The organism is Chromobacterium sinusclupearum (assembly GCF_002902845.1).
GTDB classification, from domain to species: Bacteria; Pseudomonadota; Gammaproteobacteria; order Burkholderiales; family Chromobacteriaceae; genus Chromobacterium; species Chromobacterium sinusclupearum.
In genome coordinates this window covers 97,208-112,582 of sequence record NZ_PPTF01000014.1, presented here as the reverse complement: position 1 = coordinate 112,582, position 15,375 = coordinate 97,208, and the positions used below count along the sequence as shown (strand labels likewise).

General features: G+C 62.1%; 12 protein-coding genes and 2 tRNA genes. 9 read left to right on the top strand and 5 right to left on the bottom strand.

Annotation, left to right across the window (positions count from 1 at the left end; all coding sequences use genetic code 11):
• Positions 1–58: 58 nt before the first annotated feature.
• From C2134_RS03665 to C2134_RS03650, 4 genes are all read right to left on the bottom strand, one after another.
• Positions 59–1,363, bottom strand: coding sequence for a nucleotide sugar dehydrogenase (locus tag C2134_RS03665; RefSeq protein ID WP_103317647.1), 1,305 nt, complete (start codon positions 1,361–1,363; stop codon positions 59–61).
• Between the two features lie 224 nt (positions 1,364–1,587).
• Positions 1,588–2,388 carry a polyamine aminopropyltransferase gene (locus C2134_RS03660; RefSeq protein WP_103317590.1) on the bottom strand — a complete coding sequence of 267 codons (801 nt, stop codon included), beginning with the start codon at positions 2,386–2,388 and terminating at the stop codon, positions 1,588–1,590.
• Complete coding sequence (ttcA, locus tag C2134_RS03655) at positions 2,378–3,343, bottom strand: tRNA 2-thiocytidine(32) synthetase TtcA (protein ID WP_103317589.1); 966 nt, start codon at positions 3,341–3,343, stop codon at positions 2,378–2,380. The genes C2134_RS03660 and ttcA overlap by 11 nt, the downstream gene beginning before the upstream one ends.
• A gap of 77 nt (positions 3,344–3,420) precedes the next feature.
• Positions 3,421–4,179: a pteridine reductase gene (locus tag C2134_RS03650; protein WP_103317587.1), complete on the bottom strand. Its 759-nt coding sequence runs from the start codon at positions 4,177–4,179 to the stop codon at positions 3,421–3,423.
• Between the two features lie 81 nt (positions 4,180–4,260).
• Between C2134_RS03650 and C2134_RS03645 the strand changes: the two genes are divergently transcribed.
• The 9 genes from C2134_RS03645 to C2134_RS03605 all read left to right on the top strand — a co-directional run bounded on the left by C2134_RS03645 (position 4,261) and on the right by C2134_RS03605 (position 13,656).
• Positions 4,261–5,418 carry a class I SAM-dependent methyltransferase gene (locus tag C2134_RS03645; RefSeq protein ID WP_103317586.1) on the top strand — a complete coding sequence of 386 codons (1,158 nt, stop codon included), beginning with the start codon at positions 4,261–4,263 and terminating at the stop codon, positions 5,416–5,418.
• A 77-nt stretch (positions 5,419–5,495) separates the two neighbouring features.
• Positions 5,496–5,572 (top strand) — tRNA-Met (locus C2134_RS03640).
• Between the two features lie 33 nt (positions 5,573–5,605).
• Positions 5,606–5,682: transfer RNA gene (locus C2134_RS03635), tRNA-Met, on the top strand.
• A gap of 596 nt (positions 5,683–6,278) precedes the next feature.
• A complete protein-coding gene (locus C2134_RS03630; protein WP_199179868.1) occupies positions 6,279–8,246 on the top strand; it encodes an alkyl/aryl-sulfatase in 1,968 nt (655 codons plus the stop codon).
• Positions 8,247–8,330: 84 nt separating this feature from the next.
• Positions 8,331–9,506 (top strand): OmpP1/FadL family transporter, encoded by a 1,176-nt coding sequence (locus C2134_RS03625; protein ID WP_103317584.1) that lies wholly within the window; start codon positions 8,331–8,333, stop codon positions 9,504–9,506.
• A 101-nt stretch (positions 9,507–9,607) separates the two neighbouring features.
• Positions 9,608–10,537 (top strand): LysR substrate-binding domain-containing protein, encoded by a 930-nt coding sequence (locus C2134_RS03620; RefSeq protein WP_103317583.1) that lies wholly within the window; start codon positions 9,608–9,610, stop codon positions 10,535–10,537.
• Between the two features lie 66 nt (positions 10,538–10,603).
• Complete coding sequence (locus tag C2134_RS03615; RefSeq protein ID WP_199153941.1) at positions 10,604–11,134, top strand: DUF3302 domain-containing protein; 531 nt, start codon at positions 10,604–10,606, stop codon at positions 11,132–11,134.
• The gene (locus C2134_RS03610; RefSeq protein ID WP_043641298.1) at positions 11,127–12,278 is read left to right on the top strand and encodes an HlyD family secretion protein; all 1,152 of its coding nucleotides are present in this window, start codon (positions 11,127–11,129) and stop codon (positions 12,276–12,278) included. The genes C2134_RS03615 and C2134_RS03610 overlap by 8 nt, the downstream gene beginning before the upstream one ends.
• Before the next feature lie 10 nt (positions 12,279–12,288).
• The gene (locus C2134_RS03605; RefSeq protein WP_103317581.1) at positions 12,289–13,656 is read left to right on the top strand and encodes an efflux transporter outer membrane subunit; all 1,368 of its coding nucleotides are present in this window, start codon (positions 12,289–12,291) and stop codon (positions 13,654–13,656) included.
• A gap of 53 nt (positions 13,657–13,709) precedes the next feature.
• Here C2134_RS03605 and C2134_RS03600 read toward each other — a convergent pair whose 3' ends face one another.
• Positions 13,710–15,350 carry an acyl-CoA dehydrogenase family protein gene (locus tag C2134_RS03600; RefSeq protein ID WP_103317579.1) on the bottom strand — a complete coding sequence of 547 codons (1,641 nt, stop codon included), beginning with the start codon at positions 15,348–15,350 and terminating at the stop codon, positions 13,710–13,712.
• Positions 15,351–15,375 lie beyond the last annotated feature (25 nt).

Genomic DNA, 15,375 nt, shown 5'->3' with positions numbered 1-15,375 from the left:
AACCGCCCCGCTTCCGGGTTTGGCTTTCGTGGATTTCGTGGGTTTCGTGGCAAAAAAATCAAGCCTTGACGATATTGTCGGCCGGCTGCAGGTACTTGCCGCGGCTGTCCACCAGCAGCTGGGCCTTGGCCTTCAGCAGCTCGTAGTCGAACTTGTCGTGGTCGGTGGCCAGCAGCACGCAATCATAGCTGGCGATGGACTCGGCGGTCAGCGGCACGCTGGACAGCTCGAAGTGGTGCTCGCGCATCTTCGGGAACACCGGCACGTGCGGGTCGCTGTAGGACACTTCCGCGCCCAGATCGCGCAGTTTTTCCATCAGGAACACCGACGGGCTTTCGCGCATGTCGTCGACGTTCTTCTTGTAGGCGATGCCGAGCACCAGCACCTTGCTGCCGTTGATGGCCTTCTTGCGCAGGTTCAGCGCGGCCGCCACCTTGGACACCACATAGTCCGGCATATTGGAGTTCACTTCGCCGGCCAGCTCGATGAAGCGGGTGTTGACGCCGTATTCGCGCGCCTTCCAGGTCAGGTAGAACGGGTCGATCGGGATGCAGTGGCCGCCCAGGCCCGGGCCCGGATAGTAGGGCACGAAGCCGAACGGTTTGGTGGCCGCGGCGCGGATCACTTCGTGGATGTCGATGCCCATCTTGTCGGCGACGATCTTCATCTCGTTGACCAGGCCGATGTTGACCGCGCGGTGGATGTTCTCCAAGAGCTTGGTCATTTCCGCGGCGCGGGTGGACGACACCGGCACCACTTTGTCGATCACCGCGCCGTACAGCGCCACGCCGATTTCCTGGCAGGCTTCGGTCACGCCGCCGCATACCTTGGGAATGGTGCGGGTGGTGAAGTCCGGATTGCCCGGATCTTCGCGCTCCGGCGAGAACACCAGGAAGGCGTTTTCGCCGATCTTCAGGCCGCGCGACTCGATGCGCGGCAGCAGTTCTTCGTCGGTGGTGCCCGGATAGGTGGTGGACTCCAGCGAGACCAGATGGCCTTCGCGCAGGAAGGGCACCAGGCTGTCGATGGTATTCAGCACGAAGGACAGGTCCGGCTCGCGGTATTTGTTCAGCGGGGTCGGCACGCACAGGATCAGGGTGTCGGCTTCGCCGGCGCGGGAAAAGTCGGTGGTGGCTTCGAAACCGCGGGTCAGGGCGGTGGCGATGCTGTCGGCGGAAATGTGCTCGATATAGCTCTTGCCGGCCATCAAGGCATCGACCTTGCTCTGGTCGATGTCGAAGCCCAGCACCTTGTAGCCGACTTCGGCGAAACGCAGCATCAGCGGCAGGCCGACATAGCCCAGCCCCACGATGCCGATCACAGCGGATTTGTCCGCGATACGATTGAGCAGTTGCTGCTTGATCACGATGAATGTCCCAACAGGATGTAAAAGCTTGAGCGGCGGACGCCCGTCCACCGCCCGGTCATTCGGTACTGACTGTATTGTCCCGCCACGTCTGACCCGGGCCCGCAGCCCGAAACCGGCGCGCAACGCGCATGCAGCTTGGCATTATACGCCGCGCCGCGCCGGCTTTTGGGTAAGCAAACGTAACCGATCCGCCGATTTTGCGGCGGATTTGTCCTGGCTCAGATCAGCAGGTGGCCGGCGGTCTGCTGGTTGGTTTGCTTCAGCCGGTTGACGAATTCGCCAAACTCCAAGCCAAAGCGTCCTTCCAGCTCGTCAGCGCGTTTCTTCAGCGCCTCCCACTGCGTCAGCGTCGGGCTCTGGCGGAAAGCCATGACCGCGACGTTGCCGTGAGTGGCCGCAGGCAATTCGATCACCCGACCTTCAAAAACGTTCAACAGACGCTCGATGAAGCTGTGGTAGCGCTTGTCGCCGCTCCACCAATTGGTGACGAATACGCCCTTCGGGCTCAGCGCGCGCTTGCAGTCCTCGAAAAAGTCCTCCGTGGTCAGCGCGTCGACGATCTGCAGGCCGTCGAAGCCGTCCACCAGGATGGCGTCGGTGGAGCCGCGGAAGATCTTCACGTAGTCCGCGCCGTCGGCCTCGACGATCTCGAAGAAATCGCCCTCCTCCGGCAGCTGGAAAAACGCGCGCGCCACCGCGATCACCTGCGGATTGATGTCCACCGCCACGCTGACCGCGTCCGGCAGATATTCGTCGATGAAGCGGGCGAACGAGCCGCCGCCCAGGCCGATCTGCAGGATGTGCTGCGGGTTGTCGTTCCACAGTAGGAAACCCATCATCGCCCGGCTGTAGCTGAGCACCAGATCGGCCGGATCGTCCAGGTCCATCGAACTCTGGATGGTTTCCGAACCCAGGTGCAGCGAGCGGATATTGCCCTCTTCCGAGATTTCCACTTCCGGCATTTCCTCCACCGCGGCGCGCACGCGGCGGCGGAACGGATGCAAAGCCCTACGCGCCACAGCTGTCTTCCTTGGGACGGGAGTCCAGAATGCTGATGGTGCGCTTCTTCGGTGCCTCATCAACGTCATCCGCATCCGGCGCCGGATCGCGGAACTCTTCCTTGTCGAAGGCGGTGTCGCCATCGGCGAACGGCGCGTCGCCGGTCTTCAAACCGACAAAGTCGAACAGCGTCGGATCGGCCAGATGCGACGGGACGACGTTTTGCAGCGCGCGGAACATGCTCTCCACGCGGCCTGGGAAACGCTTGTCCCAGTCGTTGACCATTTCCTTCACCACCTGGCGCTGCAGATTGGGTTGCGAGCCGCACAGATTGCACGGAATGATCGGGAACGCTTTCCAATCGGCGTAGCGGATGATGTCCTTTTCGCGGCAATAGGCCAGCGGGCGGATCACCATGTGGCGGCCGTCGTCGGACACCAGCTTGGGCGGCATCGACTTCATCTTGCCGCCGTAGAACATGTTCAGGAACAGCGTATGCAGGATGTCGTCTCGATGGTGGCCCAGCGCGATCTTGGTGGCGCCCAACTCGTCGGCCACGCGGTACAGGATGCCGCGGCGCAGGCGCGAGCACAGGCTGCAGGTGGTCTTGCCTTCCGGCACTAGCCGCTTGACGATGGAGTAGGTGTCTTCCTCGACGATGCGGTACTCCACGCCGATGGACTCCAGATACTGCGGCAGCACATGCTCCGGGAAGCCCGGCTGCTTCTGGTCCAGATTGACCGCGACGATGGAGAAGTGGATAGGCGCGGACTTCTGCAAGCCCAGCAGGATGTCCAGCAAGGTATAGCTGTCCTTGCCGCCGGACAGGCAGACCATCACCCGGTCGCCTTCTTCGATCATATTGAAATCATTGATGGCGTCACCGACATGGTGACGCAGGCGCTTGGCCAGCTTGTTGCCTTCAAACGCGGCCTTCTTGGCTTTGTCGTCGAGCACGGCGTTCTGTTCGGACATCGGGATGCGGCTAAGAAATTGAAAAACAGGCGATTTTACCGTTTTCCGCCGCCAAAATCCATGGCGGCGAAAAACCGTTACAGCACGATGCTGCGTCCGCCATCCACCGCCAGGATCTGCCCGGTGACATAGCCGGCGTCCAGCAGCAGGAAAGCCACCGCGCGGGCGATGTCTTCCGGCACGCCGGTGCGTTGCAGCGGAATGGTGGCTTCTATCCTGGCGCGCGCCTCCGGGCTGAACGATGCCTCATCCTCCGGCCACAGATTGACGCCGGGCGCCACGCCGTTGACGCGCACCGCCGGCGCCAGCTCGATCGCCAGGCTGCGGATCAGCTGGGCATGGCCGGCCTTGGCCAGGTTGTACACCACATGGCGCGCCATCGGCCGGTCGACGTGGATGTCGGCGATGCCGACGATGGCGCCGCCGCGGCGCGTCAGTTCCGGCGCCAGTGCCTGGCTCAGGAACAAGGGCGCTTTCAGATTGCTGCCCATCAGGTCGTGCCAGGCCGCCTCGTCGATCTGGCCCACTTCGGTCGGAAAAAAACTGGACGCGTTGTTCACCAGCCCGTCCAAGCGGCCAAACGCCGCCACCGCCGCCTCGGCCAAAGCCGGCAGCGCCGCCGTGTCCAGCAAATCGGCCTGGACCAGCTTCGCGCTATCCGGACGGCTGGCGTTCAACTCCGCCACCAGCGCCTCGGCCGCGGCGCGAGAGCCGCGGTAATGCAGCACCAGCCGCAGGCCGCGGCCATGCAGCAAACGGGCGATGCCCGCCCCCACCCGCCGCGCGCCGCCGGTAATCAGGACCACACGCTCATCTTGTTGTTGCTCTGTTAGCATTGCTTCCTCATTTCGAATTGCCCCTTCACGGGGACGGCGCTTTGCACCACAATCGCGCCACATTGTAGCAGGACGAAAACCATGACCACCCTACCCGCCGCCAGCCCCGAGGCGCTGGCCGTCAGCCAGGCCCTGTGCGGCCGCATCCGCGAAGCGATAGCGCAAGCGGGCGGCTGGATACCGTTTTCGCATTATATGGAATTGGCGCTGTACGCGCCCGGCATGGGTTACTACGCCGCCGGCAGCCGCAAGCTCGGCGAAGCCGGCGACTTCATCACCGCGCCGGAACTGACGCCGCTGTTTGGCCAATGCCTCGCGCGCCAGCTGGCTGAACTGCTGCCGCAAACGGCCGGCGCGATCTACGAATTCGGCGCCGGCACCGGCAGGCTGGCGATAGACCTGCTGGCCGCGCTGGAAACGCTGGGCTGTTTGCCGCAGAAATACGTCATCCTGGACTTGTCGCCGGACTTGATAGACCGCCAGCGAGACAATATCCGCGCCGCGCTGCCGCACTTGGCGGATCGCGTCGAATGGGCCAGCCGGCTGCCGGACGCCATCGACGGCATCGTCATCGGCAACGAATTGCTGGACGCCATGCCCTGCGAAATGGTGTTCCGCGACGAAAACCGCCAGCTGCGCCAGCGCGGGGTGACGATACGCGACGGCGCCCTCTGCTACGAAGACCGCGACTTCGCCGATGCCCGCCTGGCTGAGCTGGCCGCGCAGCTGCTGCCGGACATCCCGCGCTACGAAACCGAAATCAGCCTGGCCAACCGCGGCTTCATCGCCACCGTGGCCGGCGCGCTGAAGCGCGGCGCCATGGTGATGATCGACTACGGCCATGCGGCGTCCGAGTACTATCACCCGGAACGCAGCATGGGCACGCTCTTGGGCCACTACCGCCACCACACGGTACAGGACCCGTTCTACCTGCCCGGCCTGATGGACCTGACCTGCCACGTCGACTTCACCGCCGTCGCGCAGAGCGGCATAGACGCGGGTCTGGACCTGATTGGCTACACCAGCCAGGCCCAGTTCCTGCTCAACTGCGGCCTGACCGATCTGCTGCAGCAATGGGACGCCAACGACGTCAAAACCTATCTGCCGGTGGCCAAGGCCGCGCAGCGGCTGCTGTCGCCGCAGGAAATGGGCGAAACCTTCAAGGCGATAGGCTTCGGCAAAGGCGTATCGATAGACTGGCTGGGCTTCACCCGCGGCGACCGCTGCTACACGCTGTGATTTTTTCGGAAGCGGACTTGACAGCCCATTAGTCGCTGCGTATAGTTCGCGTCTCGGTGCAAGCGCATCGAAAACGTGGCGAATTAGCTCAGTCGGTTAGAGCGACGGAATCATAATCCGCAGGTCCGGGGTTCGAGTCCCTGATTCGCCACCACAGTTTAGAGAAAACGCGCAAGCGGGTTCTCACGGCGAATTAGCTCAGTCGGTTAGAGCGACGGAATCATAATCCGCAGGTCCGGGGTTCGAGTCCCTGATTCGCCACCAATAACATCAAGGGGTTGCAAGATTTTTCTTGCAACCCCTTGATGCATTTGACGCCTTGCCCGCAAAAATCCATCCCGACGCCACTCTCGCCGTCCCTCGGATCATTCACTCCCCCATGCCGCTCCGCCAGCGCCGGCGAACGCCGGTTAATCAGAGCCCCCGGCATTTCCCAGACCGTTCGCTTTCTGGCGCACAGCCATCGGCTTCCGGAACAGCGCCGCGCCCCACAGCGCAAGCGGGTCGAAGTCATGCTCAGCATAATCGTTGTCTGCATAGGGGATCATCCCAAACCGGCCAAGTCTGAATGCCGCGGACCGGCATCCCGCTCAAGGCTGCGAAAAGCGAGCCTCGGCTTCGCTGTTCATTGCGCTAACAGGCTGTTTTGAAAAGGCTTAGCCGTGAGCGGGCTTGGCAGGAAGCTGCTCCCTACATCTGTAGCTCATCGGAAGATGCCCTAGGGAAACCGCCATGCCTCAGGCATGGCGAATGCGATGAATATTAAATTTTCTTAAAGAATTGAATATGGCGACGCGCATCGATCAATCGCGCGCGCGTCGTTAGCATCGTATTTCTAAATTTACATGGAAAGCGATGCGATGAATAAAATGAAAACGCTGTGCCTGGCGCTGATATCGGTGAATCTGGCAGGTGCCGCCATGGCTGACGTGATACCCAAGCCGGCAACCGAATTCACCCGGGAGGCCAACCGGAAAGTTCTGGCCGAGCTGCCGTTTGACGATACCCGCGACTTTGTCGACGCCAGCCGGGGATTCATCGCCCGCCCGGATTTCATGCAAATCAAAGACGACAAGGGCAATGTGGTGTGGGACATGGAGAGCTACAAGCGCTTCATCTCTAGCAACAAATCCGCGCCGGACACCGTCAACCCGAGCCTGTGGCGCAATGCCCAGTTGAACATGGAATACGGCCTGTACAAGGTCGCGGACCATATCTACCAGATACGCGGCTTCGACCTCTCCAACGCGACGTTCATCGAAGGCAAAACCGGCTGGATCGTATTCGACACGCTGCTGTCGCAGGAAACCGGCAAAGCCGCCCTGGACTTCATCAACAAGACGCTGGGCGAGCGCCCGGTCGTCGCCGTGGTGTACAGCCACCCGCACGCCGACCACTACGGCGGGGTGCGCGGCATGGTGAGCGAAGCTGACGTGCTGTCCGGCAAGGTGCCTATCATCGCCCCCGAACATTTTTCGGAGCACGCGATCAAGGAAAACGTCATCGCCGGCAATGCGATGAGCCGTCGCGCCGTCTATATGTACGGCGCGATGCTGGAACGCGGCGAGCGCGGCAGCATCAACGCGGGCCTGGGCCAGACCATCTCGTCCGGACAGGTGAGCCTGTTGCTGCCGACGCATGAGATCAAGCAGAGCATCGAGGAAATGGAGATCGACGGCGTGAAAATGGTATTCCAGTTGACGCCAGGAACCGAGGCCCCGGCAGAGATGAATACTTGGTTCCCCCAGTTCAAGGCCTTGTGGATGGCGGAAAATGTCACCAACACCATGCACAATCTGCTGACCTTGCGCGGGGCGGAAGTGCGCGACCCGATCAAATGGTCGGACGGGCTGAACACCACCATCGAGACCTGGGGAGACCAAGTGCAAGTCCGTTTCCAGAGCCACCACTGGCCGAGCTGGGGCAACGCCAATATCGTGGACGGTCTGAAGAAGCAGCGCGATTTGTACAAATACATTCACGACCAATCGGTGCGGATGCTGAACCAGGGGATGACGGGCGAGGAAATTTCGGAAACCATCCAGCTGCCGCCTTCCTTGAGCCACTACTGGCCCAATCGCGGTTACTACGGCACGCTGCGCCATAACAGCCGCGCTGTTTATCAGCGCTATATGGGCTGGTACGACGGCAACCCCTCCAGCCTGAACAACGAACCGCCGGAAATGGTCGCGCCCAAATACGTTCAATTCATGGGCGGCGAGGACGCGGTGCTGAAAAAAGCCGCCGAGTCCTATCAGAAAGGCGATTACCGCTGGGTGGCTGAGGTGCTGAAGCATGTCGTGTTCGCCAATCCGAAAAACCAGCCGGCCAAGGAGCTGCTGGCCGACGCCTACGAACAGCTGGGCTACCAGGCCGAATCCGGCCCGTGGCGCTCCATCTATCTGCAGGGCGCCAGCGAACTGCGCAAAGGCCTGCCTACCGGCTCGGCGACCAAATCCAGCTCGCCGGACACCATACGCGAAATGACACCGGACATGCTGTTCGACTATCTGGCGGTTCGCCTGTTGCCGCAAAAGGCCGAAGGCCGGACGCTATCGCTGAACGTTCACTTCCCCGACATTGGCATTCACCGCGGGCTGAATCTGGAAAACAGCGTGCTCAATCACAGCCGGAAGCTGAACCGCAAGGCGGATGCAGACATCACGCTGAGCAAAACGACGCTGAATGCGATTCTGCTGCGGGAGATGACGCTGGAAGAGGCCATTTCCCAACGCAAGATCCGCATCACGGGTAACCAGCAGGCCCTGCCGCAACTGATGTCCATGATGGATACATTCCAGTTCTGGTTCCCCATCGTCACGCCGTAAAACCCTGCTCGCCAGCGCCGTCCGTCAACCGGGCGGCGCATCTGTTCCTCGAATCCACTCTCAAAGCATCACGCTGACTTCAAGATGAAACGACTGCTATTTCTCGCCTTCTTGGGAGGCGCGCTGCCTGTTTGCAAGTGCGCGGCCGCGGGTTTGTACCTGTACGAGCTGGGCTCCGAAGACGTCGGGCTGGCCAATGCCGGCGCGGCGGCCCGCGCCCAGGACCCCAGCACCATCGCGAGCAATCCGGCAGGAATGACCGAACTGAGCGGCAGCCAGCTCAGCATCAATGGACAAGCGCTCTACGGCGATATCCCCTATGCGCTGGACAAAGACAGGCCGCGCGCGGAGGGCAGCCCCGGCAATGTGCTGGGCTGGTATCCCAGCGGCAGCATTTTCTATAGCCGGCAAATGGACGACAGGCTGGCGCTGGGCATAGGTTTGTACGGCAATTTCGGCATAGGTCTGGATTTCGGCGATTGGGCAGCCAGCGGCGCTATCCGGGAAAGCACCTTATTGGGTGTCACGCTGCAGCCCAGCGCGGCCTACAGACTCAATGAGCAGTGGTCGATAGGGGGCGGGATAGGCGTCAATTACGGCGTGTTTTCCTTCGAACGCGATGCCTGGCGCGGACAGGGCCGCCAGGCAGACCACGACTGGGCGCTGAGCGGCAAGCTGGGGGTGCTCTACAAGCCGGACGAACGGACGCGGGTCGGTTTGAACTACTCAAGCGAAACCCGCTTCCATTACCAGGCCGACGCGGCATTCGGAAACCTGTCTTTGCCGATAAACGCGCAGGTCAACGCGCCGAGTCAAGTGATGTTGAGCGGTTTCCGGCAGCTCTCGCCGCAACTGGCCATTCTCGGCAGCGCCGGTTGGCAGAATTGGAGCCGCTTCGGCGACAGCGAACTGGACATCGCCTCGGCCTCGGTTCCCAACGAGAGTAGGCTGCGCAATAGCTGGCATGCTTCGCTGGGCGCGCAATATCAATGGAAGCCCAAGCTGCGCCTGAATGCCGGCGTAGCTTTCGACAGCAGTTTCTATCGCGATCAAAGCAATACCGCGCTGACGATGCCGTCGGGGAAATCCTGGCGTTTCGGCCTGGGCGGGCAGTACCAAGCGACGTCATCGTCCAGCATCGGCCTATCGCTTGAGTATCTGACATCGGACAATGCCCAGGTATCAAACCCATTGTACAAAGGAAGCTATCCTCACCCTCAGCTATATTTCCTGAGCCTGCAGTACGTGCAGAGGCTATGACCTAGTCCGCTCGTGCCCTTGTCAAGCCGGTGGCCAAACCGCTTTCCCCTGTCAATGCCCACCTGAAACAGAAGGACATTGAAGCCTCATAAGGTAGATCGATGGCAACGCGAGCCCATGACCTGAACCTGCTGACTGTTTTCGACGCCGTGATGCAGCAAGGCAGCGTCGCCAAGGCGGCGGAAAAGCTGGAGCTGACCCCGGCTTCCGTTAGCCTCGCGCTGTCGCGGCTGCGCGACTCGCTGGGCAAACCGTTGTTTGTCAGGAAGGGCCGGGGCATTGCGCCCACGCTTTATGCGCACCAGCTGCACGCGTCCGTATGCGAGGAGCTGTACCGCATCGCCAACGCCTTGGGCATGGACGATGATTTCGACCCGGCTCGCAGCAAACGCCAGTTCGTTTTGGCCGGGCAAAGTTACTTCGATCAGATTTTTCTGGCCCACTGTTCCGCGTGGAGCCGGGAGGCGCCTGGCTTGCGCATCACCTTCCGGGCGGAAGAAGATAATTTCCACAAACCGATCGAGATGTTGTCCGAGCGGCAGGCCGACATTTATCTGGGCTCGCTGCCCATCAACCACCCTTCGATCCTGCAGCAATGCGTGGGAGAGGAAGAACTGGTCGTTGCCTGCTCGCGCAGCCACCCGAGAATTGGCGGCGGCCTGAGCCTGGATCAGTTCTTCATCGAGAATCACGCCACGCTGACCGAAGGGCGCTGCGGCAGTCTGTACCTGTATCAACTGTGCGATGCGCCGCTGCCCACGCGCAATGTGCGCTACCGCAGCGACTCCCTGCTGCATGTGATGGCGGCGGCGGCGCGAAGCGAGCTGTTATGCGTCACCACCGCCCGCCTGGCCAGATTATGGGAAGACACCCTGGCGCTACGCATTCTGCCGCTGCCATTCCCTCTGCGGCGCGTGCCCATTTATCTCAGCATCCACGGCAGCCAGGGAAATGATCAGGGCATTCAGTGGCTGACGGCGCAGTTGCGAAATATTTTCCTGGATAGCCCTCCGGCGATGGTGATGCGCTGACCGCCTGGCGCTTTGGCCGGAATGCAAACAGACGGATCCGAACACTTTTTGATTATGGAGAGACCGATGAGAGTCGCTGGCAGATATATGTTCCTGCTCGCAGCTGGCAGCTGCGCGCTGATGTCCCAGCCCGTCTGGGCCATGCCCCCCGGGATGGAGGAAAAAATAGCCGACGTGATGGTATGGGTTGTCGTGGTGGCCGTACCACTTGCCGCCCTGTATCTATTTTGGAAGGTACACGTACTGCCTGAAGTCTTCGCGGAAAAACACCACCACCCGCAAAAACGCGCCATCCAGGTACTGTGCCTGTTGTCGCTCGCTTTCGGTGGCTTGCTGTGGCCGCTCGCCTGGCTGTGGGCGTTCACCAAACCCACCTCCTACAAAGCGGCTTACGGCACGGACAAGCATGACGACTTTTTCCTCAAGCCTGATGGAGCCCATGGCGGACAACCACTGGACTTGGCGATTGTCGATGATGAAATCGTGCTGCTGCAGGAAAAGCTGCAGCAGCTGTCGAAAAAGCGCGCTCTGATTATGGCGTCGCAGGAGAAAATAGCAGGCGAGGCCAGTCGCGCCGAAGGAGGCGATCATGCTTGAAATGATCATCGGCGGATACTGCGCGCTGGTTTGGCTGGTATTCATCAAGCTCAAGTGGTTCCCATGGAACATCAAAACCCAGGTCGGCGCCGCCACCGGCGCGCTGGCGCTTGCGGCCACCATTATTTTCACGATCAACGTAGTCACCCCCTCCTCCAACGACGTGCGCGTCATCAACTACGTTTCGGAAATCGTCCCGCGCGTCGCCGGCACGGTTACGCGGGTGGCGGTGGAGGGCAATACGCTGGTTAAAAAGGGCGACGTGCTGCTGGAGATCGACGATACGCCCTACCGCTTGCGTGTCAGGGAGCTGGAAGCGAAGCTGGCGGATACCATCGCCTCCGCCAAAACCCTGAAACAGGATCTGGATAGCGCGAAAAGCAGCACCTTGGCGGCTCAGGCGCATCTGGACCTGATGAGCAAGCGTCTGCAGGAGGCCAAAACGCTGGCCAAGGCGGGCGCAGGCAATGAATACGATGTGGAGAACTTTCAAACCGAAACGAAGAAGGCCGAGTCCGCGCTGGCCTCGGCGAAAAGCGGCGAAGCAAAAGCGCAAATCCGGCTGGATGCCACGGTCGGTCCCGACTTGGCCAGCGTGGCGCAGATCAAAGCCCAATTGGATTCGGCCCGCTACGACTTGCGCTCCACCGTGATCCGGGCCCCCGCTGATGGCTACCCGATCAACGTCTCCGTGCGGCCCGGCAACTATCTGGTTCCCATGCCGTTCAAGCCTGCCTTGAGCTTTGTGGAACGCGAGCAACGCATTCTGGCGTTCTTCGCACAGAACGAACTGCGCTACATCCAGCCCGGCGACAAAGCCGAAATAGCCTTCCAGACGCTACCAGGCCAACTGGTGAAGGCCAAGGTGGACAGCATCGTCTGGGCCAATGGCCAGGGCCAGCTGCTGCAGTCCGGCCAGGTGCCCAATGCGCCGGTAGAAATGGCGCCCGCGCCTCTGGCGCAAAAGTACGCAGTCAAACTGACGCCCATTCAGCAAGAAGGGGAAGAACAAGCGGTCATCCCCATGGGCGCCAGGGGCGGAGCGGCCGTCTACACCGAAAAACTCGCGCCGCTGCACCTGCTGCGCATGGTGATGATCCGCGCGCAATCCCTGTTCAACTATCTTGTGCTGAAGCTGCACTGAGGAGATCGGGATGCCCAAGGCAACAATGCTACTACCCGGCCTCGTCGGCCTGGCGCTGATGGGGTGCGCCGTCTCTCCTCCGGAGCGTCAATCATTGACGCTAGAACACGCGCAGCTGCCCTCGCGCTGGAGCTCGCCGGCATCCGGGGAGTTCGACGCCGCCGTGCTCGGTTTTGCCATCGACGCCAAGCTGCGCGCGCTGATAGAAGAAGCCATTCGCTACAACGCGGACTTGAAGCAGGCTGCGGCCAGAACCGAGCAGGCGCAGGCCGCGCTCAAAGCGGCTGCCGGGGCCAAACTGCCGACCGTGGCGCTTGGCGGGCAAGTCGGCAACTCCACGCTGCCGACTTCCAGCATGAGCACTTCCGGCATCGGGTTGGTCACCACATGGGAGGCGGATCTTTGGGGACGGCTGTCCGCAGAGCAAAACGCGGCCCATTCCCGCTTCCAGGCATCGGCGCAGGATCTGCTCTATGCCCGGCAATCACTCGCGGCCAATGTGGTCCGCGGCTGGATCGCGCTCAAGGAAAATGCGCAGCAGCTGGAAATCGCCCGGCAGATGCTGGACATGTCGCAGCAGCAGCTGGCTTTGATCGAGGTAGGCCAGAAAGTGGGGCGCAACACGCGTCAGGATGTGGCATTGCATCAGGCCGCAATGGAGGCGCAACGCCAGCAGTTGCTGACCCTCGAACAAGCGCAATATCAGGCTCGCCGCGCGCTGGAGGTGCTGCTGGGCCGGTATCCGTCAGGAGAGCTGGCCACGCTCGGCCCCTTGCCTGCTGCGTCGGACGCCCTCCCGGCCGGCATCCCATCTGAAATGCTGAGCCGCCGTCCGGACGTTTTGGCTTCCGAACAGCGTTTTGCCGCAGCTTTCTATGGCGTGGAGGCAGCCAAGCGCGCGCGGCTGCCTTCGCTCAAACTGACGGGAGGGGTGGCTTACATAGAGGACTCGGCAGTTCTGCTCAAGTCCGGCATAGACAACCCGCTTTGGGCGGTTACCGGCCAGTTGTTGGCTCCGATATTCACCGGGGGACAGCTGGCGGCCCAGGTAGAGGCGCAGAACGGAAAGCAACGCGAGGCGCTGGCCGCCTACAACCGGGCCGCGCTGAACGCGCTGGCCGAAGTGGAAAACAGCTTGACTGGCGAACGAATGCTGAAGCAACGCGAGCGCGCGCTGCAAACTCAAGCCGACTCGCTGGCGCGCTCGGTACAGTACGCGTCGCTGCAAAAACAGGTAGGCAGGATAGACAATTACCAGTTGTTGCAGCAGAAGCTGAGCCTTGCGGCGGTCCAAGCCAGCCTGCTTCGCTTGCAGAGCACCCGCTTGGACAACCGCGTATCGCTGCACTTGGCGTTAGGGGGACAATTCCTAATCTGAGTCTCCTGCGGACATTGGCGGGCAAGGGGAGCGATGCCAAAGCGCTTGGCGCTTCACTCTGGAAACGCCCGCCGCAACAAGGCGGCCACATCCATCCGTCGGGCGTCCAGCGCCCCCAGCACCGGTCCCCAGCAGGCATCGGCGATGCGGCTGACGATGAAGCCGTCGGCCACCTGCTGCGGCGCATAGGCGCGCAACAGGCAGCCTTGAACCGTCAGAACCAGGGACTGGGCCAAGCGCCGTCCCTGGATTTCCAGCTCCTCCGCCGGCCAGGCCGACAAATCGCGCAAATCCGCCAGCGCCGTGCGCAAGTCCGCATCGTCCCCCGCCAGCATCCGCAACTCGCTGAGCAAACGCTGCCACCCCTCCGGCTCGCGATGGATGGACTTCAACATGTCCAGGCACATCACATTGCCGGAACCTTCCCAGATCGAGTTGACCGGCGCTTCGCGGTACAGCCGCGCCATCGGCCCGGCATCGACATAGCCGTTGCCGCCGAAGACCTCCATCGCCTCGCCGCAAACCTCGACCGCGCGCTTGCATACCCAGAACTTGGCGGCCGGCAACACAATCCGCTTCCACGCCGCCTCATCGCGCTCGAAGGCCTGGGCCAGCCGCGCCGCCAGCCACAAGGCCGCCTCGCTTTCCAGCGCCAGCTCCGTCAGCACCGCGCGCATCAAGGGCTGCTCCGCCAGCCGCCTGCCGAAAGCCATTCGCTGGCGGGCATAGGCCAGCGCCTGCACCACGCCCTGCCGCATCAAGGCGGCGCTGCCGATGACGCAATTGAGCCGGGTATAAGTGGCCATCTCGATGATGGTGGGAATGCCGCGGCCTGCCTCGCCGATCAGCACGCCCCAGGCGTCTTGGAACTCGACTTCGCTGCTGGAATTGCTGCGGTTGCCCACTTTGTCCTTCAGCCGCTGCACCGCCACCGCGTTGCGGCTGCCGTCCGGCCGCCAGCGCGGCACGTAGAAGCAGGACGGCGCGCCATCCGGCGTCTTGGCCACCACCAGATGGGCGTCGCTCATCGGCGCGGAAAAAAACCACTTGTGTCCGCGCAGCAGATATTCGCCGCCGCGCCCGCCCAGCCCGACCGGCGAGGCCTGGGTGGCATTGGCGCGCACATCGGAACCGCCCTGCTTTTCGGTCATGCCCATGCCTATCCAGGCGGAAGCCTTGTCCTCCAGCGGCACGTCGCGGCTGTCGTGGCCATAGCTGAACAGCTTGCTGCCGAGCTGCGACCACAACACCGGCTCCCGCTGCAGCAGCGGTATGGCGGCCTCGGTCATGGTGGCAGGGCACAACGATCCGGCCTCGACTTGGCCATGCAGATAAAAACCCGCCAGGAAGGCCGCCCAGCGGCCGTTCCGCTCGCTATCGAATGGCAGGGACACCAGCCCCTGGCTGCGATACAACGCCAGCAGCTCATGCCAGGCCGGGTGAAAGTCGACCCGGTCGATGCGCCGTCCTCGGCTGTCGAACGCGGCGAGCTGCGGCGGAAAATGGTTGGCCAGTTCTGCCTGCTCAAACGTCTCCGCCCGGCCCAGCTGGTCGCCATACCCCACCAGCCACGGCTCGGCCCAGCCGCCGCCTGTGCGCGCCAGCACCTCGCGCAGGGCGTTGTCGGTGACAAAAAGGTTGTAGTCGCGTAACTCGTCGTATTGATTGCTTACCTGATGGGTCTGCCAACTCATGCGCCGCTCCAAAGGAAAGCGCCGC